Source organism: Pseudomonas sp. GL-RE-26 (assembly GCF_019956275.1).
GTDB lineage: Bacteria > Pseudomonadota > Gammaproteobacteria > Pseudomonadales > Pseudomonadaceae > Aquipseudomonas > Aquipseudomonas grandcourensis.
Genome location: NZ_JAHBDI010000022.1, coordinates 23,590 through 49,934, shown reverse-complemented (window position 1 = coordinate 49,934; position 26,345 = coordinate 23,590). Strand labels below are relative to the sequence as shown.

Here is a 26,345-nt window from a genome sequence, read left to right as displayed (position 1 = left end):
GTGGGGTAACTGCATCGAGCTAAGGCGAAAAAGGGCTCAAGTCATTGCGGAATCTGCGCCAACACTGACCGAAAAACGCTCACGATAAGCCTGCGGCGTCACGCCCATGGCCCGCAGGAAGCTGCGGCGCAGGGTTTCTTCGCTGCCAAAGCCGCATTGCACCGCCACCCGTTTGATCGGCACGCCGGTATCGCTGAGCAAACGCCGCGCGGTTTCGACGCGGATCAGTTCGATGGCCCGGGCCGGGGTCTGGCCGGTGTCGGCGCGGTAGTGGCGCACGAAGCTGCGTTCGCTCATGCCGGCCTGCAAGGCCAGGGTCGGGATGCCCAGGTCGTGGGTCAGGTTTTCGCTGATCCAGGCGTGAAGTTCGTCGAAACGGTTGCCTTCCTGTTGCAGTGACAGGGTCACGCTGAATTGCGACTGACCACCCGGGCGCTTGAGAAACACCACCAGTTGCCGGGCGACTTCGAGGGCCATGGTGCGCCCCAGATCCTGTTCGACCATGGCCAGCGCCAGGTCGATGCCGGCGGTCACCCCGGCCGAGGTCCAGACCGGGCCGTCGTTGATGAAGATCGGGTTGGGTTCGACATGCAGTCGCGGGTGCTGCTGCGCCAGTTGCTCGCAGCGGGTCCAGTGGGTGACCACGCGCCGGCCGTCGAGCCAGCCGCTGGCCGCCAGCAGGAACGCGCCGGTGCACACCGAGGAAACCCGCCGGCAGCCACGGGCATGTTCGCGCACCCAAGCGACCAACGGCGCATCTTCGGCCGCTACGTAAACGCCCCAGCCACCGGCGATGATCAGGGTGTCGGTGCCCTCCTCCGGTAACGGTTCGGCCAACAGCGCCAAGCCCGCCGATGACATCACCGCCCCGCCGCCGCTGGCAATCACCGTCGGCGCATAGGGTGGCGGCAGGCCTTGCTGGCGAGCGATGTCGTTGGCCGAAGCGAATACCTGCAACGGCCCGGTGACGTCGAGCAATTGCACGTTGGTGAAAGCGAGCACATGGATGGTTTTCGACATTTGGCGTAATTCGTGGGGATATTGGCGTATACGCCAAAGCCTACGAGCCTAGAGTCAAACCGTCCACCCACTTCACGAGAAAAAACACCATGACGTTGCAGATCGGTTTTCTGTTGTTTCCACAGGTTCAACAACTGGACCTGACCGGCCCTTACGACGTACTGGCCTCGCTGCCGGATGTGAAAGTGCATCTGATCTGGAAGGACCTGATGCCAGTCACCGCCAGCACCGGCCTGCTGTTGAAACCGACCACCACTTTCGACGATTGCCCGGCACTGGACGTGATCTGCGTTCCCGGAGGCAGTGGCGTCGGCCCCTTGATGGAAGATGACCAGACCCTGGACTTTCTCAAGGCCCAGGCCGCCAACGCCCGGTACGTCACGTCTGTGTGCACCGGCTCGCTGGTGCTGGGCGCGGCGGGATTGCTCAAGGGTAAACGCGCCACCACTCACTGGGCGTATCACGAATTGCTCAAGCCACTGGGCGCAATTCCGGTGCAAGACCGAGTGGTTCGTGACGGCAATCTGCTGACCGGTGGCGGCATCACCGCCGGTATCGACTTCGCCCTGACCTTGGCCGCCGAGCTGTTCGACCAGACCACCGCCGAACTGGTGCAACTGCAGCTGGAATACGCCCCGGCCCCGCCGTTTACCGCGGGCAGCCCCGAGACGGCCCCGGCCAGAGTGCTGGAGGAGGCTCGCCAGCGGGCTGCCGGCTCGTTGAAGCTGCGGGCGCAGATCACCGAGCGCGCGGCGGCGAAACTCGACCGGCAGTGAAAAAATGGCGGCAGGAACCCGGTTCCTGCCGCCATGACGTTTCATGCGCCCACAAAAAAACCCGCCGAAGCGGGTTTTTCCAAGACCATGACGACTCCTTGTCGTAGCGTTCCTTGCATATGGTCGATCATCCATGATCCTGAGCACTTCCTGTGCTTCAGTGGGTAAGGCCAGAATACGCTTCGGATCCAATTTGTAACAGGCGATATCGCTACCATCGCGTGTAAGACATTCGCTATAAACCACCTTCCGAAAACCCCTAGACACCTCAGGTTTCGAGCCGATTTCAGCCACTCTGTTGCTCGTGGGACTTGGCATTGTCGATCAAAAACTGCTCGATATTGTTCATTTGCTCTTCCCAGCCGCGACTGTCCATGCGGAAAGCCTTTTCTCGACGGGCCTGGGGAACGTGATCGAAACCGGATTCGGAGACCTTGAGCAACGTGCCGTCGTCCATGTCTTCGAGCTCGAATTTCACCAGGGTGGTGGGTTCCTGGGAGTAATCGACTTCAGGGTTCACGGCATACGGGTGCCAGCGAAACGAAAACAGCCGCTCCGGCTCGACCCGCTCCACCAGTACATTCCAGCGCAAATGTTCATAACCGGGATAGGTAATCTGCCCCTGGGTCCACTCGCCTGCCACAAAACGCTTGCCCGCCAGCGCCACGCCAAACCACTGTCCGAACATTTCGGCATTGGCCAGCACACGCCAGACCTGCGAGCGCTTGGTCTTGAGCAGGATTTTCCTTTCGATGCGATCAGATGCTGGGTTCATAAGTCACCTCCTGTACTTGAACAGTAGGTCAGTAAGACCACAAGACCAACTTTAAAGTTGTACCAATGGGGATGTGCAATCAATCATGCCTGAGATATTCGGTCGCATTTGCACGGATAAGTTCTGGGGCTATCGCAAAATCAGAGGGTCGAAACTGCTAACGTTCTGCCTCGAAACAGCATCGAAAAGGATAGCGACATGAACAACCTGCGCGGCAGTTGCCTGTGCAAGGCCATCGAATACGAACTCGACAGCCTCGACATGCCCATCAGCCACTGCCATTGCCAGACCTGCCGCAAGGCACACGCAGCGGCTTTTGCATCGACCGCCGGGGTCATGCGCGAGCATTTTCGCTGGACCAAAGGCCAGGATCGCCTGAGCCGCCATGAATCGTCGCCAGGCAAGTTTCGGTATTTCTGTTCGGCCTGCGGTTCACACCTGATGGCCGAACGGCCGGCCCAGCCCCACGTGATCGTTCGGGTGGCGACACTGGATACCGATCCACGGAAGACACCCCAAGCGCATATCTGGACGGCCCATGACGTGCCATGGCTGGAATACGATTCGGTGGAAAAACACACGCAATGGCAAGCGTAGCGGGCTGAATGCCCCTCAGCGCTACACTGCATTTCTCATTCGGTCACAACGAGCACTCCAGCATGAACCCACGCTTACTATTGGCGCTGACGCCCCTGTTGTTCACCTCCATGGCGTTCGCCGTGGATTGTGACAACGCCAACGACCAGGCGACGATGAACCAGTGTGCGGCGCAGCAGAATGCTGCCGCCGACAAGGAATTGAATGCGCTGTACCAGCAGATCACTTCGCGACTCAAGAGCAACCCGGACAGCAAGAAGCAGTTGGTGGGTGCGCAGCGGGCGTGGGTTGCGTTCCGCGATGCCGAGTGCAAGTTCTCGGCGTCCGGGGTGGAAGGCGCGAGTGTGTATCCGCTGATCTACAGCAACTGCACCACGGAGCTGACCAAGGCACGGGTTCAGACGTTCAAGAACTACCTGAAGTGCCAGGAGGGGGATATGAGTTGTCCGGTGCCGGGGGTTTGATTTTGCGTTGTTGTTGAGGGCCTCTTCGCGAGCAGGCTCGCTCCCACATTGGATTTGTGGTGTTCACAAAACCTGTGGGAGCGAGCCTGCTCGCGATAGCGTCAGCTCAGGCGTCGCAATTACCGGACAAAAATCTGCGCCGTGGTAATCGCCATGTCCCCGCCCGGCAACTTGATGCTGCCTGTCTGCTTCAGGCTGTCGGCATCAAAGATCGCCACGTCGTTGAAGGTCCCCGCCAGGTAGATCTTGCTGCCGTCCTTGTTGAAGGAAATGCAGTAGTAGGAATGATCGAGCGTGGCGGACTGGAGCATTTTCTTCTGTTTGATGTCGTACTTGGCCAGGCGGTTGAGCACGCCAAACATCAGGTTCGGGTCCTTGGGCGAGCGCATGCCGCTGAAGTAGATTTCGGTCAGAGGCCCGAAGTCGGTGGTTTCGGTCTTGCCGGTCTTCAGGTCAACGCTGAACAGGCCGTACAGGTATTCGGCGGTGGCCGGGTCCTGTTTCTTGTCCTTGAACTTCGCCGCGGTGTACAGCAGCGAGAAGTCATGCCGGTAAGTCTGCTGGTTCCACACGTAGAGCACGTCCGGCGCGCTGTAGTTCGGGCGCTTCCAGTGGCGGCTGGGGATCAGCACGTCGAACTTGCCGGTTTGCACATTGACCTTGTAGACGTCCGCCCCGGCCACGTACAGCGTGCCGTCGTCACCGCTCTGCATGATGGTCAGCTGGCGCGGCGCCGGGAAACTGCGCACCGGCTTGGCGTCCATGCCGGCGTCGGTCTTGTACACGTCGAGCCGGGGCTGCTGTACTTCGTAGCGATCGTTCATCATCAGCGTCGGGTTGGCGACGGTGAACAGTTCCTTGCCGTCGTGGCTGAGGGTGAAGGCGAACATCGAGCGCGCTTTCTCCCCAGGTTTCTGGGTGATGCTGGCGTGGAACACCTGTTTGCAACTGTCCAGTTCGACACCGTAGACGTCCGCATAGTGATTGTTCAGCACGTAGGCGGTCTTGCGGTCCGGCGACAGTTGCACGGTGCCGGGGCCGAAGGCGTCGGGCATCTTGCAGGTCTTGAACAGCGTGTCAGTGGCCAGGTCGATCACGTGCAGGTTGTTCGGGTAGTTGGTGGTCAACATGTACTCGTGACCGTCTTGCAGTGCGGTGTTTTCATCGGCCAGGACACTGACCGAACAGCTGCTCAGAACGGCGAACGCGGCCAGGCCGCAGGCTTTGATATTACGCATGCTGGAATCCTTCTGATATCCGATCACTTGTCTTTCGGGAAGACAGTGCCGAGGTTGCGCCAGTTGTCGTTGGACGCCTGGGCATCCTTGTTCCAGTCCGGGTAGGTGCTCATCATGTCGGGCACCTGGGCCGGCCACCAGCAGGGGTCGGAGCAACCGTAGAGGTCGGCCTCCATCGGCTGGCACAGCGACGACACACCGCCGAACGCATCGATTTCCCAGCCCGGGTCGGTGGTCGAGGCACAGCCCGCCACGGAACTCATGGCCACCACTTCTTCAATGCGGTTTTCATCCGCGGCCTGATCCAGCTTCAACGCTTTGTTATTGATTGCCTTGAGATGTTTCATATCAGTGAGCCTTGCGCGGAGTGATGTAACTGCTGATGAACGCAGGGTTATTGGCCATGATCCGGGTGTAGACCTCGATGCCGAAGTCGACCCAGTCACGCATCAGTTCGCAGTAGTGATAGGTCGGGTGCGTCGGATCGCCGTAGCGGGCGTAGCTCTCGTGGTAGCAGCCGCCGGAACACAGGTTGCGGATCTGGCAGTCTTCGCACCCGGTGTTGGTGCGGTCCAGGCGCTGGGACAGGAAGTCGTTCAACTCCACCTGTTTCACGCCGCTGTGGACATTGCCGAAGGTCGGCAGGCTCGAACCGGTAAAGCGGTGGCACAGGTTCAGTTCGCCCTTGTGATCCACCGCCAGCATCTTCAGGCCCGCGCCGCATGGCAGGGCTTTCTTGTGGCCTTCGTGGATGTCGGTGATGAGCTGGTGCAGGTTGGAGAAACCGATGTTGCGGTGCTCCAGCGCCGCTTCCAGATAGCGTCGACCGAGGGCCTTCATGTTGGCGAACACCTGCACCAGTTCATCGCTGGTGAGGTTGAAGCTGCTGATGTCGCCGGAGGTCACCGGGGCGAAGCCGACTTCGGCAAAACCCAGTTCGTTGAACAGGTGATCCCAGATGGTTTCGACGTCGGTCACACCGGTGGTGAGCGTTACGCGGGCACCGACCGGACGGCTGTTGTAGCGCGACAGCAGCATCTCGGCCTTGCGCCGCACCACGTCGTACGTGCCCTGCCCGCCCACGGTGATACGGTTGCGGTCGTGCACGGTCTTCGGCCCGTCGATGCTCACCGACAGCCCGAAACGGTGGGCGTTGAGGTAGTCCACGGTTTCTTCGGTGAGCAGCGTGGCGTTGGTGGTCATGACGAATTCGACGAACTTGCCCGCCTCGCGAAAACGCTTCTCACAGTAGTCGACCATGTACTCGATCAGCTTGCGGTTGCTCAGCGGTTCGCCGCCGAAGAACACCACGGTGAAACGCTCTTCGTCCGGGGATTCGCGCAGCAGCATTTCTACCGAGGCGATCGCCGTTTCGACGTCCATCTTCTTGCCCGCCGACGGCTTGTCGAGGTCTTCCTTGTAGCAATACGTGCAGCTCAGGTTGCAGCCGGTGTTGACGTTGAGCACCACGGTATTGATCGCCGTGCGCTCGACACGCTTGGTGGCGATGTCCGGGGTCAGCGGCGAACCGTCGCTGACCAGTTCCAGGGCCATCAGCTCGCGCAGGGTCTCGGTGATTTCCTCGCCGTTGAAACGCGCGGCCAGGCGCTGGATCAGGTCGTCCGAGGAACAACCGGGCCCGCGCAAGGTATCGATGATGGTACCCGTCAGTTCATCGCTGGCGAACAGCGAACTGCTGGGGATGTGAAACAGCATGCGGTCTGCATCGACCTGCACTTCGTGCAGGTTGCGTTCGACCAGATTCAAGATAGCGCCCATTGCCAACCTCCTGTGCAGGCCCCGCTTGGCGGGGCTTGCGGTCATTCCGAAAAGTGTCTGTAGCCTTGAAGCCGTGTTAAGCCAAGGACAGCCAACTCATGGAATGGGTGGATTGTTCCAGCGTTGCACGGTCACGATCATGTGGCCTTCGCCGGTCAGGGATTTCCCTGCGTCGTCGACGGCGGCGATCACCTTGAGGTTGCCGGCATTGTTGGTGGACATCTTGCGTGCCGGGTTTGGCCCGGCATCGCCCGGGGTGAACACGCCCGCGTCGGCCTGCATGGTGCCGGCGAACTTGACGTCTTCGTCTTCCTTGGCGCGGTCGTCGAAGGCTTCGACTTTCCACTGCGCCGGGAACACACCGATGCGATACGGCTTGCCATCAGCGCCCTTGCCCCAGGCTTCCGCGTCGAAACGGCCCTGGACTTTCGGCGTCGAACCACCGCCCTCGCCGATCCGTGCCACCGAGAACTCCGGCACAACCTTGACCGAGGCAATCTTGCTGTACACCGACAGACTCGGGCCCTTCAACGCGCCGACGCTGACCGAGCGCACGCCCGGTTGGGCATTGGCGGCGGCCTTGAGCTTGACCTTGATCCGCTCAGGGCTCTGCTCGACCACTTCGAGCACTTCCACGCCTTTGCCGAAGTCCGGCTTGCCGCTCAGGCCGCTGCCGATCAGGGTCACTTCGGTTTCGCTGCCAGCCTTCAGATAACCCGGCTGCACCGCCAGCAAACGGTTGGAACCCTGCTTGGCGGCGACGAAGTCCAGGCCGCGCTCGTCGTGCTCGGCCTCGAACATCCGGCCCTGCATCGCATTGCCTTGGGCGGCGAACACCTGGCGCATGGTCACGCCATCGATGGTCACGTTGCCGCGCCATTCGTAGCCGGTGTAGAGAATCGCGCTGCCGTCGCCATTGAACGGGCTGCCGTCGGCGTACTGACCTTTGACGCTGACCTTGAAGGTGTCGCTGCCATCGGCACTCACAGTCATGACACCGGCCAGTTCACCCTTGCCCGGCAAGTGGCCGCTGAAGCTCCAGTCGCCCACCAGAGCACCGGCTTTGGGCGCCGCGCTCTGCCATTTCTTCCAGGCCGGGTTGTCCAGCGGATAACGCTTGGCCAGCAGCGGCACCATGTCCTTGCGGGCGATGTCGAACCAGTCGCGGTCCCGGGCCAGCGCCTGGTACTCCAGGGACGGCCACTGACCGAGGTGGAAGTTCACCAGGCGCTCCCACTCCTGGGCCGGACGCCGTTGCAGGGCAACCCGCGCACCGGAGTGGCAGCGGCCGCACATCTGGCTGGTCTGGTCGTCGAAGTGCTCGACGGTGTTGAGTCGCCGCTCCAGCGCATAACGCACGCCATCGGTTTCGCTCGGCGCCAGGCCCTGGGTGTCAGCCAGGTACTTGACCAGCGTGCGACGGTCGTCATCGCTGATCTGCAAACCGTGCATGGTCTGCATACGGGCGATGCTCATCAACCAGCCTTCCGGCGTTTTGCGCTGGTGGCTGATGCGGCTGAGAGCGTTATCGGCTTCGGGGGTGTGACAGCCCTGACAGGTTTCCTTGAGGATGGTCTGGGCGTCGCGGGCTGCCAGGCTATGAGGCGAATGCAGCGCTACTAAAGCGGCTACGGCCAGCAGGCTGGCGCTCATGCCTGATCGGAGTTTTCTCTTCATCAACGTCGAACCTCGCACGGTGCGTTCTTATTGTTGTGGCTTATCGTTTTTATGGTTTCTGCCGCCGGCGGTGTACCGCTGACGGAGGCAAGAGAAACGTCTGCGATGAGCAATACACAGAGCGTGCCAGCTTGCGGATAAGCTTTTTTATCAATTACTTGCGTTGATTTGTCTGCATTGACCGGTGCGTGGATGTGGTCCGCTGCGTCTAGTTTCGCGACAGCTGTTGCAGTCTGAGACAGCATAGTTGCCCGGCCAAAACTGTTCATTGGCCCACGATTGACGGCCGTGGCGGACAGGTGCTGCGTTGTCTCAACGGCTGTCGCGAATTGCGACAAACCACCCGGTCTTCTCCACTGCCGTTCATCAAGCAAAACCACGCCAGCCAAGGCCGAACCAGCGTTCTCGCGGACTTGGCACAGCCATTGCGAAAGCCCGGTTCTCACGAACAACAAGAGGCCTCGCCAATGTCGCTCCCAAACCTGCTTCCCGCCACTTCGGCATTCATCCAGCGCGCCCCGCGCATGCTCATCGGCGGTGGCTGGGTCGAGGCCGCCGACGGCCAGACCATGCCCCTGCACAACCCGGCCACCGGTGAGGTGTTGTGCGTGGTGCCACGGGCAACCCCGGAGGATGTCGACCGCGCCGTTCTCGCCGCCCGCCAGGCGTTCGACGACTCAGCCTGGACCCGCACCCGTCCCCGGGAGCGGCAGAACCTGCTGTGGAAACTCGCCGACCTGATGCAGCGCGACGCCGAGTTGCTGGCGCAGCTGGAATGCCTGAACAACGGTAAAAGCGCGGCGGTGGCCCAGGTGATGGACGTGCAACTGTCCATCGACTTCCTGCGCTACATGGCCGGTTGGGCGACCAAGATCGAAGGTTCTACGGTTGACGTGTCGGCACCGCTGATGCCCAACGACCAGTTCCACAGTTTCATTCGACGCGAAGCGGTGGGCGTGGTCGGCGCCATCGTTGCCTGGAACTTCCCGCTGTTGCTGGCCTGCTGGAAACTAGGTCCGGCCCTGGCCACCGGTTGTACGGTGGTGCTCAAACCCGCCGACGAAACCCCGCTGACCGCACTGAAACTCGCCGAGCTGGTGCTGGAAGCCGGTTATCCCGAAGGCGTGTTCAACGTGGTCACCGGCACCGGCATCACCGCAGGTTCGGCCCTGACCCACAACCCGCTGGTGGACAAGCTGACCTTCACCGGCTCCACTGCGGTGGGCAAGCAAATCGGCAAGATCGCCATGGATTCCATGACCCGGGTCACCCTGGAACTGGGCGGCAAATCGCCAACCATCGTCATGGCCGACGCTGACCTGAAAACCGCCGCGGCCGGGGCCGCCAGCGCGATCTTCTTCAACCAGGGCCAGGTCTGCTGCGCAGGTTCCAGGCTGTATGTGCAGCGCAAGCACTTCGACAATGTGGTGGCGGACATCAGCGACATCGCCAACGCCATGAAACTCGGCAACGGCCTGGACCCGAGCGTCGACTTGGGGCCATTGATCTCGGCGCGGCAGCAGGAGCGCGTCTACGGGTACATCGAAAAGGGCCGGGAAAGCGGTGCGACCATCGCCTGCGGCGGTGAACAGTTCGGGCCGGGGTTCTTCGTCAAGCCGACAGTGATTGTCGACGTCGATCAGAAGCACTCACTGGTGCAGGAAGAAATCTTCGGGCCGGTGCTGGTGGCGATTCCGTTCGATGACGAGGCCGATGCCCTGCGCATGGCCAACGACAGCCCCTACGGCCTGGGGGCGAGCATCTGGTCCAATGACCTGGCGGCGGTGCACCGGATGATTCCACGGATCAAGTCAGGATCGGTGTGGGTCAACTGCCACAGCGCCCTGGACCCGGCGTTGCCATTCGGCGGCTACAAGATGTCCGGGGTCGGGCGTGAGATGGGGTATGCGGCGATCGAGCATTACACCGAGCTGAAGTCGGTGTTGATCAAATTGTAATTTGCAGCGTTCTTTAGTCCGCTTTCGCGGGCAAGCCCGCTCCCACATCGGAATGCGTTCCCCGGTGGGAGCGGGCTTGCCCGCGAAGGCGCCCCCCCAGCCACTACGCCTCTGTTTTGCGGCCCTGCGGTTGACCCACCCCAGTTTTTGCGCCGGCCCGAAGCGCGTGACGAAGCTTCAGGGCCGGCCGTTCGACGCAGTAGTACGAAACGCCGCTGAGCAGCAACGACAAGGCCAGCACCGTTGCAACAATGGCCCCATCGTAGGCAACCGACCAGATAGCGTGCAGGAAGTACATCACCACATAGTGATTCAGGAACACGCCGTAGCTGATATTGCCGAGGAACTCGTCAATCCGGTGAAACCTGAGCTTTGTCAGCAGGTACACGGCCGGCACGCCCAGCGCTATGCCGGCGGTCACTTCGGCATTGAACGGTCGGCGCTCTATCCATCCCGCCATGATGGCCGCAAACATCAGGGCCGCCACCACGGTGGTGCCGGCAGCGATCGCCAGATCCTTCGGCTGCGCTTTGTACAGGTAGCTGCCGCACAGGAACATGAACAGTACGCCCGGCAATAGACGGTAGCCGTACAGGTCGGTGTTGATGAAACCCAGGCACGCGACCATGAAGACAACGACCGATAGAGCAAACGCAACGCCCCGCGCCCTGTAGATGATCAGGAAAGGGATCACCAGGTAGAAGCACATCTCAAGCCCCAAAGACCAGGCCGGCGGCAAGATCCACGATCCTGCCGCTCCGAACATGTAGAAACCGAGTGGCACAATAGCCAGGCTTGCGGCGATGTTGCGCAGCGTCAGCTCGGCGGCTTGAGGCGTGCCGGGCAGCAGGAAATAGATCACCGCACAGGAAACTGCGAAGTAGAACAGGAATTGAGGGTAGAGCCGCAGGGCGCGGTCCAGGTAGAACAGGCCGACTTTCTCCGGCGCCTTGTAGTTGCGCTCGATCAGCGAGGTCATCACGAAACCGCTGATGATCAGGAAGGACATCACGGCAATCACGCCGGGGTTTAGCCCCATGAACGTCTTGCCCATATGAGAAACGGCCACCAGAACGGCCAATAGCAGACGATAGACTCCCACTTACACCCCAAAATTCCTTGTCGTTATGGCGCGTAAATTACGATGCTTTGCGCTGGGAGAACAGGCTTTTCGCCGGCTCCGGAGGTTCTTCACTCAGGGTTTGAAACCCTGACCCAGCAACCAGCTGCGAACCATCCGCCCCTGCTCCACCGTCAAACCGGCCAACGCCTGCTCCGCCGGCTCTCCCTGCTTTAACCTCTGCACCAACGCCGCCACCTCAACCCCTTGCACATGCCAGATGCCCAGCGGCTGATCCGCAGTGATCACCACCTCGGCCTCATCGACAAAACCGTCACGCAACACTGGCGCCCGCTCAACCCTCAGCGCATTGAAATCCGCCTCGGCATGGGCCACCTCGGCGTCCGGCCAGTTCCGTCGTGCCTGCCAGAACGGCTGATCCAGCCAGCGTTGTTCATCGGCATAAAAATCCCGGCCGATCCGCGCAAACCGCAAAAACAATTGCTCCAACCGCTGCTGGTGGAAACGCTGGGCAAGAGCCGCCCGCTCAGGTTTGCACAGCAGCGTGTTGATCACTGCCGGCGCTTGCAACGCCGAAGACAAGGACTGAAAAATCCCGTTGCCCGACAACGGGTCGACCGCCATGGCCGCATCGCCGACCCGAATCCAGTTTTCGCCACACACCTGCGGGCTCAGAATCGCCGTGCTGCTGCGGGCGTGCAGCTGTAGATCAGCTTCCGCTTCGCCAGCAAAAAAAGCCGTGGCCAGCTTCGAACCCTGGCGCCGCTGTCGGCAGTAATCGAGCAACATGGCCTTGCCCGGCAACCCGGCGCTGGCCACGTCCACCGTCCATTGCCAGTAACACTGGCCGTCGGCGCGCCGTGCCATCCATGCCCAGCCATCCTCGAGGCTTTCCACGGCACTGGCGGTGCTGCCCGGCAAACCCTGCCAGCGATTGAGCAAACTGACCGTCTCGGGTCCACGCAAGCCCTTGCCGATAGCGGGGGCCTGACGTCCTCGAGCTTCCACCAGAAACGGTGCGAGCAGCGGTTCACGGCCGTCGATTTCGATTCGGTGGCCATTGGCCGATGACTGAACCGTCAGCACCCGGCCTTCGATCAGCTCGACCCCCGCCAGGCGCAAATCCTCACGCAGGCCTCGATCAAAAACCGGGCGGTCGAGCAAGTATTCGATGTTCTGCGCATGGTGCTGACCATTCCAGTTCACCTGGCGTTGAGACGGCAGCGCCGCTTCCGCCAACGCCTGATGCAGGCCCGCGCTGCGCAAGGCATCCAGAACCCGCACGGACACGCCTTCGAGCGCGGCAAACCGACGCCATTCGCTGATCAGCGTGACGCCATGGCCCAGCCGCCGCAATCCCAGTGCGACGGCGGCGCCGGCCGGTCCGGCGCCAAGAATGACGATGTCGGTCATGGCCCGAAGCGCCGTTCAGGGCCACGGTAACGGGCATGGTCGCGCAACCACTCGATGACTTGCGCATTGCTGGCGTCAGGCTGTTCGGCGAGGAACCCGGCGATGTGTCCGCTCAACGCCGCACAACCGAGGCTCGCCCCGGATTGCCCAGGGTAGGTGCCATGCACACAGGCGGCGAAATCCGCCTGGGCGCTGTTGAGCCACGACCATTCCTGCTCGGCGCACCGTGCATCGCCGGTCACCCGCACCACCTGCGGATAGTTCGCCGGATACACCCCTTCCCCTTGGGCCGGGCTCGACGCACACAGCAGCACGCCCCGTGCCACCGCCGCCGCACAGGCCGCACGCAGCAGGCTGCGATCCTGGCGCAGGCCGAGGCTCAGATTGATCAGTCGCACGTCCTGCGTCAGCAGCCAGTCAATCGCCGTGGCGATCTGCAAGGCGCTGGTGACACCCCGCTGGTCGAACACCTGGGCCACGCAAAATAGCGCCGAAGGTGCACGCCGGCCGATCGCCTCGATCACCGCGCTGCCATGCCCCAGCGGGTCGTCGCGCAAGTCGCCCTCGGCCAGGCCGTCTTCAAGCAATGAAAAGCGCCGACCGGCGATCACTTGCACCCGTTGTGCCGCCGAGTGGCCGCTGTCCACCACACCAATGCGTAACTCAGGTTTCATGCAGCACCGTTTTCGAGGTCAGCACGCCGTCGAGCAATTCGAAGCGCAGATCGGCATCGGCCAGGGTTGAGGGGCGATGGCTGATCAGGATCCGCGTACGCCCGGCGAACAAGCGGTCGATGGCGTCGATGACTTCGCGCTCGGTGGCTTCATCCACCGCGGACGTGGCTTCATCAAGCACCAGGATCAAAGGGTCCTGCAACAGCGCCCGGGCAATCGCGATGCGTTGTTTCTGCCCTCCGGACAACTGCTGACCCCGCTCGCCCAACGGGCTGTCGAGGCCTTCGGGCAAGGACTCGATCAGACTGTCGAGTTGCGCCAGTCGCGCCACGTCGGCAATCGCCTCGCGGCTGGCATCCGGCACCGCGTAGGCCAGGTTGTCGGCGAGGCTGCCGCGAAACAGCACGATGTCCTGGCTGACGATGGCAATGCGCCGACGCAACTGGAACAGGTCCAGTTCACGCAGATCGACGTCGCCCAGCAGTACCCGGCCCGATTGCGGATCGTGATGACGTTGCAGCAGGTCGATCAGGGTGGATTTACCCACGCCCGAGCCGCCACTGAGGGCCACTTTCATACCGTAGGGAATCCGCGCTTCGATGCCGCGCAGGGTCGACTGACGGCCGGGATGGGCGAAGTGCACGTTGTCGAACCAGAGATCGCCGCCATTGGGCATCGCCCGTGGCGCGGCGGGCGTCAACACGGTCGGTTGTTCCCCTCGCAGTTCCATGACCCGGCCGAGGCTGACGGTCATCCGCTGAATGGCGACGTAGAGCCCGAGCAAGCTCTGCACCGGCCCCACGGCCATGCCCAGGTAAGTGGAAAACGCAATCAGCGCGCCGAGTTGCCAGGTGCCCTGCACCACCCAGTAACCGCCGATCAAGAATGCGCAGGCCCGGGACAGCGAGGTCAGGGTACCGGGCACGGCCTGGGTGAAAAATTCGGTGACTTGCAGACGCAGCAACTGGCTCATGTAGCCCTGCCCCAGCGTCTCGAGGCGCCGTGCTTCGCGCTGTTGCTGACCGGCGGACTGGATGAATTTCATCACCGGCAGCGTCTCGACCATGAACGACGACATGTCCGCCGAACGCTCGCGCAACTGCCGCACATCGCGCTCGACCTTGCGCCGCATCCAGCGCAGCCAGAGGACATCGAGGGGAATCAGCACCAGGGCCAGCAACGAGAGTTTCCAGGACAGCGTCAGCAGCATCGCGATGGCGACCACCAGGCCGATCACACTCGACACCGCCGAGAACAGCGAGTCCACGGCAAACCGCTGGATTTCCGCGACGTCGCCATCGAGGCGCGACATCAGGTCGCCGATGCGCCGCTGGCCGTAAAAGCTCGGCGACAGGGTTTGCAAATGCCGGTACAGGTCGTCGCGCAGAGCAAACAGCATGCGCCCGGACAGTCGCGTGTGCAGGTAGCGGTTGATGCCCGAGAGCGCCGTCCCCAGCAACCCCGCGACGATCATCAGCCCGGCAATCAACACCAGCATCGGGAAGTTGCGCGCCAACAGGCCATCGTCGATCAGCAGTTTGGTCAGCCACGGCTGCACCAGCACCAGCGCCGAGGCGCAGACCGACAAACCCAACAGCCCGGCAATCGCCAGGCGATGGGGTCGCACGAAGCTGTACAGCCAGCGCAGCGATGCTTGCAGGGCCTCGGGGTTCTGGCTGTCGATCAGCCGAACGATCAAGCGCTGCATCACGAACGCAACTGTTTGAGCTTGCGATAAAGCGTCGCGCGGCTGATGCCCAGGGCGTCGGCGGCGGCCGAGACGTTGCCCTGGTGCGTGTCCAGGGACTGACGAATCAGCTCCAGTTCGTTTTCCCGGATGCTGCCGGCCTGGGGCCGTTCGCTGGCGGTCAACTCGTCGAGCATGCTGTCGGGCAAGTGATCGAGGGTCAGCACGGTTTCGCCCGGTTCGCGCATGGCCAGCGCGGTGCGCAGGACCATCTCCAGTTGGCGGATGTTGCCCGGCCAGTGATAGCCGCTGAGCAAGCGATCGAGATCGTCGTGCAGGACCACGGTGGGGGCGCCCAGTGTTGACAGCATGCGACTGACCAGCGCGCCGAAATCCTCGCGTTCGCGCAGGGCCGGGAGCATCACGCTGATGCCGTTGACCCGGTAGAACAGGTCCTCGCGAAAGTGTTTTTCTTCCACCAGGCGCTTGAGGTCGCGGTGGGTGGCGCAGATCAGCGCGACGTCGATGTCCTGCTCTTCGCCTGCGCCCAGGGGCGCGACCTTGCGATCCTGCAACACCCGCAACAGCCGGGCCTGCAAGGCCAATGGCATGTCGCCGATTTCATCAAGGAACAAGGTGCCTCCATGGGCCTGCTGCAAGCGCCCGACCATGCCGCCCCGGCGTGAACCGGTGAACGCGCCTTCGCGGTAGCCGAACAGTTCGGACTCGATCAGGCCTTCGGGAATGGCCGCGCAGTTCACCGCCACGAAGGGTTTGTCGCAGCGCGTTCCGGCCATGTGCAGGGCGCGGGCGATGACCTCCTTACCGGTGCCGGTTTCGCCCAGCAACAAGACCGGCAACTCATTGGCCAGGCCTTGACGGGCCATGCGCAAGGCTCGGGCGTAGCGCGTATTGCTGCCGGCCAGCGCTTCCAGATCCGGTTGCGCCTTGGGTGTTTTCGCCGCAGTGCGCGGCGGGCTGCTGACATTGATCGAGCGTTGCGGCGCGCGCAGGGTTTTGTAGAAGAATTCACCCTTGGCGGTTTGCAGGCTGCCAGCCCCACCTTGATGCAGGCGCGCCAACAACTGCAGGCCGTCGACGCCGAGAAACTCCTCGCAGCGCCGACCGACCAGGGCCGAGCGCTCGGCGTGGAGCAACTGGCAGGCCTGGGCGCTGACCGCCAGGATCTGCCCGCCGAGGCTCACGGCCAGCAGGCCTTGCCACGGGGACTCCAGGTATTGCCTGCGGCTGTGGAACGCCAGGACGATTTCGTCCGGATAACTGGCGTTGAACACCCGGCTTTCGATCTGGCTGACCGCCATGGCCAGCAGCGCGGTGCTGTCGTGGGCGCGACCGAGGGGGCCTTCGCGGGTCAGGTCGAGGACGCCAAGAATGTCGCCTTGGGGGCAATGGATCGGCACCGAAGTGCAGGAAAAATCACTGAGGCGATCCAGATAATGTTCGCCGCAATCGATCAGGGTCGGCCGGGCTTCCACCAGCGCCGTGCCGAGGGCGTTGGTGCCGCGAACCGCTTCGCTCCAGCAGGCGCCGAGGGTGATGTCCTGCAAGCCACTGCCCTTGAGACGGTCGGCGCGGCCTTCGACGGCGAGGATAGTGGCGTCGGAGTTGGCGAGGATGATCAGCCCCTCCTTGCCCTGACGCTCGGCCAGGTAATCGATCGCTGGTAGCGCGGCGTCGATCAGCAAACGGTTGCTGGCCAGCAACACGTCGAGGCTGGCACTCGATTCCAGCGCCAACTCATGCTTGGCATTGAAATGCACGCCATGGCTCAGGCTGCGCCGCCACGAGGCATCGATTTCCGCCCGCAGGACGCCATCCGGCACTTCGCCTTCCAGGTGCAGCTTTTCCCGGGCCAACCGGGCTTCGCGATGCAGTTTGGGGGAGTTTGTTTTTATTAGCGTCATCAAGCGCTCCGGGTCGTCCACCCTGCGCCTTCATACGTCGGCGCCCTGGAGCAATCTTTACGTTAACGTAAGGGCTATGGCAAGTGCCGTAGGGCGCTTGTGTTCCGTCAGGTAGACCACGTTATCGTTCTTCGCGAGCAAGCCCGCTCCCACAGTGTCCGAGTAGAACCGCAGATTTGTGGACGACGCGAAACCTGTGGGAGCGGGCTTGCCCGCGAAAGCGATCTTCCAGACACCCAAGATCTCAGAGCTGCCAAACCTCAGTGCTCACAAAAAACGCTCGCGCATTGTCCTCCAGACTCTCCAGGTGATACCCGCCCTCCTGCACAATCAGGCACGGCAACCCCAGGCTGCGAATCCGCTCCCCGAGCACGGCAAAACCTTCGCGAGTCACCGCCACTTTGCTCTGCGGGTCCAGTTCGAAAATATCGAAGCCCAGGGACAACACCAGCACCTCGGCGCCAAAGTCCTTCACCTCCTGCAGCGCTACATCCAATTGCTCGAGAAAATCCGCCTCGCTCGCGCCATGGGCCATCGGCAGGTTGAGGTTGAAACCCTCCCCCGCCCCGACACCGCGCTCATCGGCGAAACCTGCGACGCCCGGATAGAAGTTGGTCGGATCGCCGTGCACCGACACGTAAAGCACGTCATCGCGGTCGTAGAAAATCTCCTGAATCCCCTGGCCGTGGTGCATGTCAGTATCCAGCACCGCCACCCGCGAAAAACCGCCGCGCAATACCTGCGCCGCCACCGCCGCATTGTTCACATAACAGAAACCACCCGCCGCTTCCGCTCGGGCGTGGTGACCCGGTGGACGGCACAGGGCATAGGCTGCCGGCTCGCCATCGAGCAACGCCCGGGCCCCGGCGATGGCGCTTTGCGCCGACCAGTAGGCCGAACGCCAGGTCTGCTCGCCCACCGGGCAACTGCCGTCGGCCAGATAGCGCGCCGCCTGCGCGAGAATCCCGCGCAGGGCATTGGGCTCGCGGACGAAGATGTTAGACATCACCTCGTCGCCCCAATCCTCGGGAATCTCTTTCCAGCGCTGATGGGCTTCCTGCAAAAACGTGAGGTACGGCGCACCGTGCACCGCCAGCAGCGGATCGAGCCCGGCATCGGCCGGTTGCTCGACGGTAAACCCCAACGCGTGAGACGCCTGCACCAGGCGCTGTGCGCGCTCAGGCACTTCCTGCGGCGTACGCATCTGGCCACGGGAGTAGTAACTGCGGGGATGGTGGAGTAATTGTTCTGGGTGGAAAAAACTGCGCATGGAATGAATACCTGTCAGTTAACGAAAATCTTGAAACCGGACACATCCCTCTGTAAGAGCGAGCCTGCTCGCGATGAGGTCGGCACATTCAACATTGATGGCGACTGATCCACCGCTATCGCGAGCAGGCTCGCTCCTACAGGGATTGTGTTTAGTCGGCTTTCCCGGCTCGAGCCAACACCGCGTTGAGCAACACATCGGTGCCCTGCCGCACATCTTCGGGCAACACGTCTTCGGCTTCGTTGTGGCTCAGGCCACCCACGCACGGGATGAACACCATGGCCGTCGGGCAGTACCGCGCCAGGTGGATCGCGTCATGTCCGGCGCCGCTGACAATCGACTGTTGAGCGTAGCCCAGCGCATCCACGGCCTGTTGCACCGCCGCCACGCAGTCCGCGTCGAACGGCGTCGCCGGGCTGATCCAGTGCGGGGTGATCGCCAGGTTCAAACCGCGAGCGTCGGCTATCGCCTGCAGCCGCGTACGGACCTGTTGCTCCATCGCCTCGATGGTTTCATCGCGGTGATGACGCAGGTCGACGGTGAAGTTCACCAGCCCCGGAATGGTGTTGCGCGACGACTTGTTGATGCTCAACTCGCCGACCGTGGTCAGGCCTTCGGGGGCGAAGTCCGCCGCCAGGCCTTCGATGGCCTGGATCATCTGCGCCACGCCGTACAAGGCGTCCTTGCGCAGGGGCATAGGCGTGGTGCCAGCGTGAGCCGCCATGCCTTCTACCCGTACGTCGAGCCAGCGAATCGCCTGGCCGCCGCTGACGACGCCGATGCTCTTGGCGTTGTCTTCGAGGATCGGCCCTTGTTCGATGTGGGCTTCAAAGTACGCATCCACCGCGCCGCCCAGCGGGCGCTCGCCGGCATAGCCGGTGCGTTGCAGCGCCTCGGCGACGCTGACGCCATCGATGTCGCGCACCGCCAGCGCGGCGTCCAGCGCCATGATGCCGGTGAACACCGCCGAGCCGAACATCGCCGGGGTGAAGCGTACGCCTTCTTCGTTGGTCCACACCGCCACTTCCAGCGGCTTGCGGGTCTGGATGCCCAGATCATTCAAGCATCGCACCACTTCCAGGCCGGCAAGCACGCCGTACACGCCATCGAACCGCCCGCCTTCGGGCTGGGTGTCGAGGTGGCTGCCCATCATCACCGGCGCAACGTCGGGATCAGTACCGGCGCGGCGGGCGAACAGGTTGCCAATGGCATCCACGCTCAGGGTCATGCCGGCTTCGCGGCACCAGTGGGCAAAGAGTTCACGACCGGCCTTGTCCTCATCGCTCAGGGCCAGGCGGCAGCTGCCGCCACGGGCGGTGGCACCGATTTCGGCCATCGCCATCAGGCTCGCCCAGAGGCGTTCGCCATTGATCTTCAACATGAGTTTCTCCAGGAAAATTCAGGGATCAGGCCTTGGCCAGTTCCACGCGTTCGGCGCTGGCATGGCGACGGGCAAGGGACAGCACACACAGCAGCGAAGTCGCGGCGATCAGGCTGTAGAACACCGCCCCGCCCCACTCGCCACCCACGGCGAACGTGCCGAAAGCGGCCATGGTGCTGAACAGTTTGTCATCGGAGGGAAAAAACAACGCGCCGAACACCAGCACGGCGCGGCTGGGACGAAGCGGGAGGCTTCATGGGGGACTCCTTTGGTTATTTTTCTGGCAGGAGAGAAACGGAAAATCCACGGAGCTCTGGCGGCGCCGGTCTGGGGATGATTTTTCGTTCCGGGACCATGATTAGTCAATTTTCTATTTATTATTCGAAGTATTAATACAGCTTATAATTGAGAGCAGCAGCCACTTGTGAACTTCGACAAGCCGGGGACGAAATGCAAAAACTGCAAATGCGGCGTCCAAAAAACGCTGGCAAAAAAAGGCCGCCCCAAAGGCGGCCAGGAAAACAGGTGTTGATTCAAAGCAGAAGCTAGCGATTGCGCGCGAGTTATCGTACTGGCCTTTCGATTGCAATTTTATGTTCAGCGCACGGATTAACCGGCTCTTTCCAAAGCGGAAAACAGGCTGACGAATTCCAATGAAAGCTTATGGTGTGGCGCCAAATGGATCATGGGCACCGACGCTTCATGGGACTCACGCATTTTGACCGTGCTGCTCAAATAATCCGGTAACACGGGCAAGCCCTCGGCCACCAATTCGTCGATCAGCATCTGGTGCACGCTGGCACGTGCCACAAACTGGTTGACCACCACTCCTTCCACGATCAACGACTCATTATGGTCAGCCTGCAACTCGGCCACTTCGGCGATGACGCTATAGAGCGCCTGACGGGAAAAGCTGTCGCAATCGAATGGAATCAGCACGCGGTCGGCGGCGATCAGTGCGCTGAAGGTATAGAAATTCAAGGACGGCGGAGTATCGATATAAATGCGTTCGTAATCTTCGGAAAGCTCCACCAACAAGCGGCGCAGCTTATTGATCTTGAATCTTGACTCAAGCTTTGGCTGCAGATCGGCAAGCTCGTGGCTGGCCGTGACCAGGTGCAGATTGTCGTAGCGAGTATCCGTGATGGCCACCCGATTCTTTTTGCTGGCCGGGCCACTGGATAAAGTTTGCTTGAAAAAATCGGCGATCCCCATGGGGATATCATCGCCTGTCAGTCCGGTCAGGTATTGGGTCGAGTTAGCCTGGGGATCGAGATCCACCAGTAGCGTCCTGTAGCCTTCGGCAGCACTGACAGCCGCGAGATTGCAGGCGATGCTTGATTTTCCAACGCCTCCTTTTTGATTGAACACAGCTCGACGCATGAGGAAGGTAACCTGAAAAAGATCTCCCTCGATCATAGGATTGAAACATTTCAGTAATATTTCTACGCGACAATTTTGTTTCATTTTTAAGACAGCAACTGCCATTCCCTGACTGCGCCATCCGACATGCAGTTAACGATAGGCGTGTCTGTACTTATGGCATTACAAGGAGGTCGACAATGCAATGTTCACTGGATGAAATACGCCACCAGATCCTGGACGCACAACCCGTGTTGAAACGACTCGATATCGAGATGGAAGGGATTCAGTTTGATCCGCTGGTACCTTCAAGCGTCACCGCTGCCTACGCCAAGGTAGATCGGGTGATTGAGCATCTGTTGGCCCGGTTCAAAGCAAACCCCATCCTTGGGCCGTTAACGACAGAGCTGAGGTCCCAATATCTTGATGGCATTCGAGCGAAGGTAGCGCATGCCAGGAATGGCAAGTAGCCTGGAACTTCGTCGGCAGCGACCGGTTGAATCCGGTCAGTCTGGAAGGACCGTCTTTTCAGCAGAATCGAGCAAATGCCAACCCTCAGCGGCTTGGTGTCGCTTGGGACTCTTCAAAATGATGCCGTAACAATGGCATCTCTCGCTAATAGCCAACGTAGACACGTTCTCGCCGATAAAATCCCTCCTTTGCAGCACTATAAGTAGCTAGCTATTTGTTAATGAAAGTCTGAAGTATTCATTTGAACTTTCGGATTCTTTCAGTCTGCGGCCTGTGCCTAACATCGGCTCCACAGCGAACCAGCCTCTTGGCAGCCTGGCGCCGTCGAAGTGCTTTTGCAGCAGGCCCTGGGATTTTTGAGGATCACCGATGAAGCTGGAAATTTTTCGCACGCTGTGGGGCTACACCGCCAGCAAGGCTCAGGCGCTCGAGGAGTTGCTGCAAGCAGGCTTTGATGGCATGGAAGCACGCCTGCCACTGGACACCCGTGAACGGGCCGAGTTCGCCGCCTTTCTCCAGGCCAATCGCCTGGGCTATATCAGCACGGTCTTCACCGCGTACGACGTGCTGCCGGATCAGTCGGCAACCCCTGCCGTCCACCTCAATGACCTCGACCAGAAACTCGCCTGGGCCGCCGAACTCGGCCCACGCTTCGTCAACGTGCTGGCGGGCAATGACCGCTGGTCCTTGCCACAGCAAGTAGAGTTTTTTGGCCATGCGCTGGAACTGGCGCGCAAGCACGGCCAGGTCTGCAGTTTCGAAATCCACCGCTCGCGTTCGCTGTTCAACCCCTGGGTGACCCTGGAGTTGATCCGGCAACTGCCCGAGCTGCTGTTTACCAGTGACATCAGCCATTGGGTGGTGACCTGCGAGCGCCTGTTGAATGACCCGGCCGATGACCTGAGCGCTTTCATCGAGCGGGTTCACCATATCCAGGCCAGGGTCGGTTATGACCAGGGACCGCAGGTTCCGCACCCGGCGGCTCCCGAATATGCAAGGGAACTGGCCTTCCACCAGCAGCACTGGGAAAGCATCTGGCGCTCGCAGCAAGCCCGCGGTTACCAGGTCAGCACCTTGACCCCGGAATTCGGCGCCGACGGCTACCTGCATCATTTGCCCTTCACCAATGTCCCGGTCGCCGACCTGTGGTCGTTGAACGTGTGGATGGGCCAGACCGAGCGTGAACACTTCGAGCGTTTCAGCCACTCAAGCCATCCTTAGGGAGCCGATGCGTCATGCCTGACAACAAAAACAACAGCGCAAGCACTGACTCACACAAAGCCAACTTCAACAGCATCCCGGTGGTCAACATCGCCGGTCTGTTCAGCTTTGAACTGGAACACCGCCTGGCCGTCGCCGAAAAATTGGGGCGCGCTGCCAGCGAGGTCGGGTTCCTCTATATCACCGATCACGGTATCGACCCGCAACTGATCGCCAACCTGCGCAAGGCTGCCAAGGACTTTTTCGACCAGCCGCTGGACGCCAAGATGCGCCACTACATTGGCACCTCGCAAACCCACAAGGGCTTTGTGCCCGAAGGCGAAGAGGTCTATTCCAAGGGCAAGCCGGACCACAAGGAAGCCTTCGACGTCGGTTTCGAAGTCCCGGCCGATGACCCGCTGGTGCTGGCCAACACCCCATTGCTGGGGCCCAACGACTGGCCGCAGCTGCAAGGTTTCAAGGCGTCGGTGCAGGCCTACTATGAAGCCATCTTCGCCTTGGGCCGGCGCCTGTTCGGCGGCTTTGCCCTGACCCTGGGCCTGGAAGAAAACTACTTCGACAGCCTGGTTACCCGTCCACCGTCCAAGCTGCGCCTTATCCACTATCCCTTCGACGGCGCAGCCCATGACGCACCAGGTCTTGGAGCCCATACTGATTACGAGTGCTTCACCATTCTTTTGGCCGACAAACCGGGCCTTGAGGTGATGAACAATCTTGGCCAATGGATCGATGCACCACCGATTGCCGATGCCTTTGTCGTCAACATCGGCGACATGCTGGAGGTGATGACGGCAGGCGCTTTCGTTGCCACCGCGCACCGGGTGCGCAGCGTGAAGGAGGAGCGTTATTCCTTCCCGCTGTTTTATGCCTGCGACTATCACACCCAGATCAGACCGCTGCCCGGATTCGCCCAGGCAGGCAACGACTACGAAGAAATCACCATCGGCGAACACATGTATGGCCAGGCGTTGCAGACCTATCAGTATCTGCGCCAGAGGGTGGCCAACGGGGAAGTTCAACTGCCAGGCAAGGCACGAAAGCCCGCCAGTTTCGGACATTTGAAAAATCAGGCTCAACCGTCCTGATTGAAGTTTTCAGCTAAACCCCTACCTACGCCGGAGTCAGCACGTCATGAAAAACAACAAGAAAAACCTTTTGAGCCTGGCTGTATTGGCAGCCGGCATGTTCGGCGCCTCGGTGAGCATGGCCGCGGCAGACACGTTGAAGGTCGGCATGGAGATCACCTACCCACCCTTCGAGTCCTATGACAAGGACAAGAACGTAGTGGGTTCGGACCCCGAACTGGCAACGTCACTGGCCAAACACATGAACGCCAAGGTGGAGTTCGTCGACACCAAGTTCCCGAGCCTGATCCTGGGCCTTAACTCCGGCAAGTACGACGCGATCATTTCCGGCATGTACATCACACCGGAGCGCCAGACCCAGGCCCAGACCATCGCCTATGCCAATACCGGTGCCGCGGTCATGGTGCCCAAGGGCAGCGAGATCAATGCAAAAAAGCCTGAAGACCTGTGCGGCCTGAAACTGGGCCTGGAACAGGGCACCACTTGGGTCAAGGAATTCAAGAAGCTCTCCGATGAATACTGCGTGCCGAACAACAAAGGCGCGATCACCGTCAGCGAGTACCCTTCGGCACCTGAAGTGACCCAGGCCTTGCTGTCCAAGAACATTCAGGCCCAGGTTGAAATCGCCGGTGCGGCAAAAATGATCGCGGAAAAGACCAACGGCCGGGTAGTGATCACCACCGAACATCCGATTTATCAGCAAACCCTGGGCATCTTCGTCAAGAAAGGTAACGACGAAACCTTCCAGGCCGTGCAAAAGGCCTTCGAGGAGAGCAAAAAGAGCGGTGAATACGCGGCAATTCTCCAGAAATATGGCCTGGAAGAACCGACTGCCAACTAAGAACCTGTCCTTGTAGTCTGGTCATCTGCCTCCCCTGCACCGGGGCGGCAGTTCGAGGTGCCCCATGCAATTCGATTGGTCGTATTTCTTATCCCTGTTCTCCCTGCCGGACTTCTGGAAGGCCTGCGTCACGGTGGTCCAGCTCAGCGCCCTGGCCTGGTTCATCGGCATGCTGCTGGGTTTTGTCCTGGCCTCGGCCAAGCTGTCCCAATCGCCCTTGCTGCGCATTCCCGCAGCGGTCTACATCTGGTTCTTCCGCAGCATCCCGTTGCTGGTGCTGGTGGTGTTCGTCTACAACCTGCCGCAATTGTTTCCCGGTAGCGGACCGATTCTGTCCAACCCCTTCTACGCAGGGTTGCTGGCCCTGGTGGTCACTGAAGCTGCGTACATGGCGGAAATCCATCGTGGTGGCCTGATCTCCGTGGCCAAGGGCCAGAAGGAAGCCGGGCGCGCGCTGGGTGTCGGCCCGTTCGGCATGCAACGCCTGATCGTGATCCCCCAGGCTTTCCGTATTTCGCTGCCCACGCTGATCAATGAATACATCACGGTGGTCAAGCTGACCTCGCTGGTCTCGGTCATCTCCCTGACCGAAATCCTCACTGTCGGCCAGCGCCTCTATGCCACCAACTTCCTGGTCATGGAAACCCTGGCGGCGGTAGGCGTCTATTACGTGTTGATCGTCACCGTGTTCGGTTATTTCCTGCAGCGCCTGGAGCGCTATCTGGACCTGAACTTCCGCAAGCCGCACACACTCGACGAGGCCACCATCGCCAGGTTCAAGGCCAGCGCCGAAGCGTTGCCCGACACTGCGCGCAAAGCCGCCGGCAACAGCGCGACGCCCATCCTGCAACTGAAGAACATCCAGAAGAGCTATGGCACCCACAAGGTGCTGATGGGTATCGACCTGAATGTCGAATACGGCCAGGTGGTCTCGATCATCGGGCCATCCGGCTCCGGCAAGACGTCGTTGATCCGCACGGTCAACGGCCTGGAAACCATCGATACCGGCGACATTCTGTTGTTCGGCGAAAAATTCATCGAAGCGTCGGACAAACCCAACAGCACCCGCCTGCGCAAAGGCGTGCGGCACATCGGCATGGTGTTCCAGAACTTCAACCTGTTCCCGCACCGTACCATTCTCGACAACGTCACCCTGGCACCGCGTTACCACGGACAGCCGGGCGAGCTGAGTGAACATCGTGCTTATGCGCTACTGGACAAGGTCGGCCTGCTGGCCCATGCCCACAAGTATCCGCACCAGCTCTCCGGTGGGCAGCAACAGCGCGTGGCGATCGCTCGAGCCCTGGCGATGGAGCCGCAGATCATGCTGTTCGACGAGCCGACCTCGGCCCTCGACCCGGAACTGGTCAACGATGTGCTGAACGTGATACGCGACCTGGCCAAAGAAGGCATGACCATGCTGATCGTGACCCACGAAATGGACTTTGCCATGTCGATATCCGACCGGGTCGTATTCATGGAGAACGGTAATATCCAGCTGGATGCCGCACCGCAAACCATACGATGCGAAGCCGAAGGAGAACGCGTGCGGCGCTTCATGGGCATCAGTACTCGATCGCCGAACCTGTCTGCAACGCTGGATCATGCATGAGCAGGCAAGCACTTTCTTCGAACGTCCTTCTTTCAGGA

General features: G+C 61.1%; 25 protein-coding genes. 9 read left to right on the top strand and 16 right to left on the bottom strand.

All coding sequences use genetic code 11. The features are described from left to right. Nucleotides 1–36: 36 nt before the first annotated feature. Nucleotides 37–1,020: a GlxA family transcriptional regulator gene (locus KGB07_RS15240; protein ID WP_046043181.1), complete on the bottom strand. Its 984-nt coding sequence runs from the start codon at nucleotides 1,018–1,020 to the stop codon at nucleotides 37–39. Nucleotides 1,021–1,109: 89 nt separating this feature from the next. On the opposite strand from KGB07_RS15240, the gene inhA reads away from it, so the two are divergent. Then, entirely contained in the window at nucleotides 1,110–1,796 is a 687-nt protein-coding gene (inhA, locus tag KGB07_RS15235; RefSeq protein ID WP_223465805.1) for an isonitrile hydratase, read from the top strand. Between the two features lie 286 nt (nucleotides 1,797–2,082). Here inhA and KGB07_RS15230 read toward each other — a convergent pair whose 3' ends face one another. Then, nucleotides 2,083–2,571, bottom strand: a complete 489-nt coding sequence (locus tag KGB07_RS15230) for an SRPBCC family protein (RefSeq protein WP_046043183.1) — start codon at nucleotides 2,569–2,571, stop codon at nucleotides 2,083–2,085. Between the two features lie 198 nt (nucleotides 2,572–2,769). Between KGB07_RS15230 and KGB07_RS15225 the strand changes: the two genes are divergently transcribed. Both KGB07_RS15225 and KGB07_RS15220 read left to right on the top strand, forming a co-directional pair. Continuing rightward, on the top strand, nucleotides 2,770–3,168 hold the full coding sequence (locus tag KGB07_RS15225) for a GFA family protein (RefSeq protein WP_223465804.1): 399 nt from the start codon (nucleotides 2,770–2,772) through the stop codon (nucleotides 3,166–3,168). A gap of 62 nt (nucleotides 3,169–3,230) precedes the next feature. Next, nucleotides 3,231–3,632, top strand: a complete 402-nt coding sequence (locus KGB07_RS15220) for a lysozyme inhibitor LprI family protein (RefSeq protein ID WP_223465800.1) — start codon at nucleotides 3,231–3,233, stop codon at nucleotides 3,630–3,632. 119 nt (nucleotides 3,633–3,751) lie between these two features. Here KGB07_RS15220 and peaD read toward each other — a convergent pair whose 3' ends face one another. The 5 genes from peaD to KGB07_RS15195 all read right to left on the bottom strand — a co-directional run bounded on the left by peaD (nucleotide 3,752) and on the right by KGB07_RS15195 (nucleotide 8,778). Then, nucleotides 3,752–4,870 (bottom strand): quinohemoprotein amine dehydrogenase subunit beta, encoded by a 1,119-nt coding sequence (gene peaD, locus KGB07_RS15215; protein WP_223465799.1) that lies wholly within the window; start codon nucleotides 4,868–4,870, stop codon nucleotides 3,752–3,754. 23 nt (nucleotides 4,871–4,893) lie between these two features. Continuing rightward, a complete protein-coding gene (qhpC, locus tag KGB07_RS15210; protein WP_008016081.1) occupies nucleotides 4,894–5,217 on the bottom strand; it encodes a quinohemoprotein amine dehydrogenase subunit gamma in 324 nt (107 codons plus the stop codon). Nucleotide 5,218: 1 nt separating this feature from the next. Continuing rightward, nucleotides 5,219–6,649: a quinohemoprotein amine dehydrogenase maturation protein gene (peaB, locus tag KGB07_RS15205; RefSeq protein ID WP_008056152.1), complete on the bottom strand. Its 1,431-nt coding sequence runs from the start codon at nucleotides 6,647–6,649 to the stop codon at nucleotides 5,219–5,221. A 96-nt stretch (nucleotides 6,650–6,745) separates the two neighbouring features. Beyond that, nucleotides 6,746–8,326 (bottom strand): quinohemoprotein amine dehydrogenase subunit alpha, encoded by a 1,581-nt coding sequence (gene peaA / locus KGB07_RS15200; RefSeq protein WP_223465797.1) that lies wholly within the window; start codon nucleotides 8,324–8,326, stop codon nucleotides 6,746–6,748. Beyond that, a complete protein-coding gene (locus tag KGB07_RS15195; protein WP_223465795.1) occupies nucleotides 8,326–8,778 on the bottom strand; it encodes a hypothetical protein in 453 nt (150 codons plus the stop codon). The genes peaA and KGB07_RS15195 overlap by 1 nt, the downstream gene beginning before the upstream one ends. 15 nt (nucleotides 8,779–8,793) lie before the next feature. Here KGB07_RS15195 and KGB07_RS15190 point away from each other — a divergent pair, with 15 nt between their 5' ends. Continuing rightward, nucleotides 8,794–10,284 carry an aldehyde dehydrogenase family protein gene (locus KGB07_RS15190; RefSeq protein WP_223465793.1) on the top strand — a complete coding sequence of 497 codons (1,491 nt, stop codon included), beginning with the start codon at nucleotides 8,794–8,796 and terminating at the stop codon, nucleotides 10,282–10,284. A 103-nt stretch (nucleotides 10,285–10,387) separates the two neighbouring features. On the opposite strand, the gene KGB07_RS15185 is transcribed toward KGB07_RS15190, so the two are convergent. The 9 genes from KGB07_RS15185 to KGB07_RS15145 form a co-directional block, all read right to left on the bottom strand. After that, nucleotides 10,388–11,386 (bottom strand): acyltransferase family protein, encoded by a 999-nt coding sequence (locus tag KGB07_RS15185; protein WP_223465791.1) that lies wholly within the window; start codon nucleotides 11,384–11,386, stop codon nucleotides 10,388–10,390. 93 nt (nucleotides 11,387–11,479) lie between these two features. Then, a complete protein-coding gene (locus tag KGB07_RS15180) occupies nucleotides 11,480–12,778 on the bottom strand; it encodes a tryptophan 7-halogenase (RefSeq protein ID WP_046043194.1) in 1,299 nt (432 codons plus the stop codon). Continuing rightward, on the bottom strand, nucleotides 12,775–13,452 hold the full coding sequence (locus KGB07_RS15175; protein WP_046043195.1) for a S8 family serine peptidase: 678 nt from the start codon (nucleotides 13,450–13,452) through the stop codon (nucleotides 12,775–12,777). Before KGB07_RS15175 ends, KGB07_RS15180 begins: the two co-directional genes overlap by 4 nt. After that, on the bottom strand, nucleotides 13,442–15,160 hold the full coding sequence (locus tag KGB07_RS15170) for an ABC transporter ATP-binding protein (RefSeq protein ID WP_046043196.1): 1,719 nt from the start codon (nucleotides 15,158–15,160) through the stop codon (nucleotides 13,442–13,444). Before KGB07_RS15170 ends, KGB07_RS15175 begins: the two co-directional genes overlap by 11 nt. Then, a complete protein-coding gene (locus KGB07_RS15165; protein WP_223465789.1) occupies nucleotides 15,160–17,064 on the bottom strand; it encodes a sigma-54-dependent Fis family transcriptional regulator in 1,905 nt (634 codons plus the stop codon). The genes KGB07_RS15170 and KGB07_RS15165 overlap by 1 nt, the downstream gene beginning before the upstream one ends. A 244-nt stretch (nucleotides 17,065–17,308) precedes the next feature. Next, on the bottom strand, nucleotides 17,309–18,334 hold the full coding sequence (locus KGB07_RS15160; protein ID WP_046043198.1) for a histone deacetylase family protein: 1,026 nt from the start codon (nucleotides 18,332–18,334) through the stop codon (nucleotides 17,309–17,311). A gap of 151 nt (nucleotides 18,335–18,485) precedes the next feature. Next, a complete protein-coding gene (locus KGB07_RS15155) occupies nucleotides 18,486–19,715 on the bottom strand; it encodes a Zn-dependent hydrolase (RefSeq protein WP_046043199.1) in 1,230 nt (409 codons plus the stop codon). A 25-nt stretch (nucleotides 19,716–19,740) separates the two neighbouring features. Then, complete coding sequence (locus KGB07_RS15150) at nucleotides 19,741–19,923, bottom strand: hypothetical protein (protein WP_223465788.1); 183 nt, start codon at nucleotides 19,921–19,923, stop codon at nucleotides 19,741–19,743. 401 nt (nucleotides 19,924–20,324) lie between these two features. Further along, nucleotides 20,325–21,098, bottom strand: a complete 774-nt coding sequence (locus KGB07_RS15145; RefSeq protein WP_223465945.1) for a ParA family protein — start codon at nucleotides 21,096–21,098, stop codon at nucleotides 20,325–20,327. A 179-nt stretch (nucleotides 21,099–21,277) separates the two neighbouring features. Here KGB07_RS15145 and KGB07_RS15140 point away from each other — a divergent pair, with 179 nt between their 5' ends. From KGB07_RS15140 to KGB07_RS15120, 5 genes are all read left to right on the top strand, one after another. Next, complete coding sequence (locus KGB07_RS15140; RefSeq protein ID WP_046043202.1) at nucleotides 21,278–21,547, top strand: hypothetical protein; 270 nt, start codon at nucleotides 21,278–21,280, stop codon at nucleotides 21,545–21,547. Between the two features lie 370 nt (nucleotides 21,548–21,917). Then, on the top strand, nucleotides 21,918–22,769 hold the full coding sequence (locus tag KGB07_RS15135; RefSeq protein ID WP_046043203.1) for a sugar phosphate isomerase/epimerase family protein: 852 nt from the start codon (nucleotides 21,918–21,920) through the stop codon (nucleotides 22,767–22,769). 14 nt (nucleotides 22,770–22,783) lie between these two features. Then, nucleotides 22,784–23,854, top strand: coding sequence for an isopenicillin N synthase family dioxygenase (locus tag KGB07_RS15130; RefSeq protein ID WP_223465787.1), 1,071 nt, complete (start codon nucleotides 22,784–22,786; stop codon nucleotides 23,852–23,854). Between the two features lie 46 nt (nucleotides 23,855–23,900). Beyond that, on the top strand, nucleotides 23,901–24,695 hold the full coding sequence (locus KGB07_RS15125) for an ABC transporter substrate-binding protein (RefSeq protein WP_046043205.1): 795 nt from the start codon (nucleotides 23,901–23,903) through the stop codon (nucleotides 24,693–24,695). Nucleotides 24,696–24,759: 64 nt separating this feature from the next. Next, nucleotides 24,760–26,307, top strand: coding sequence for an amino acid ABC transporter permease/ATP-binding protein (locus KGB07_RS15120; RefSeq protein WP_046043206.1), 1,548 nt, complete (start codon nucleotides 24,760–24,762; stop codon nucleotides 26,305–26,307). The last annotated feature ends 38 nt before the right edge of the window (nucleotides 26,308–26,345 follow it).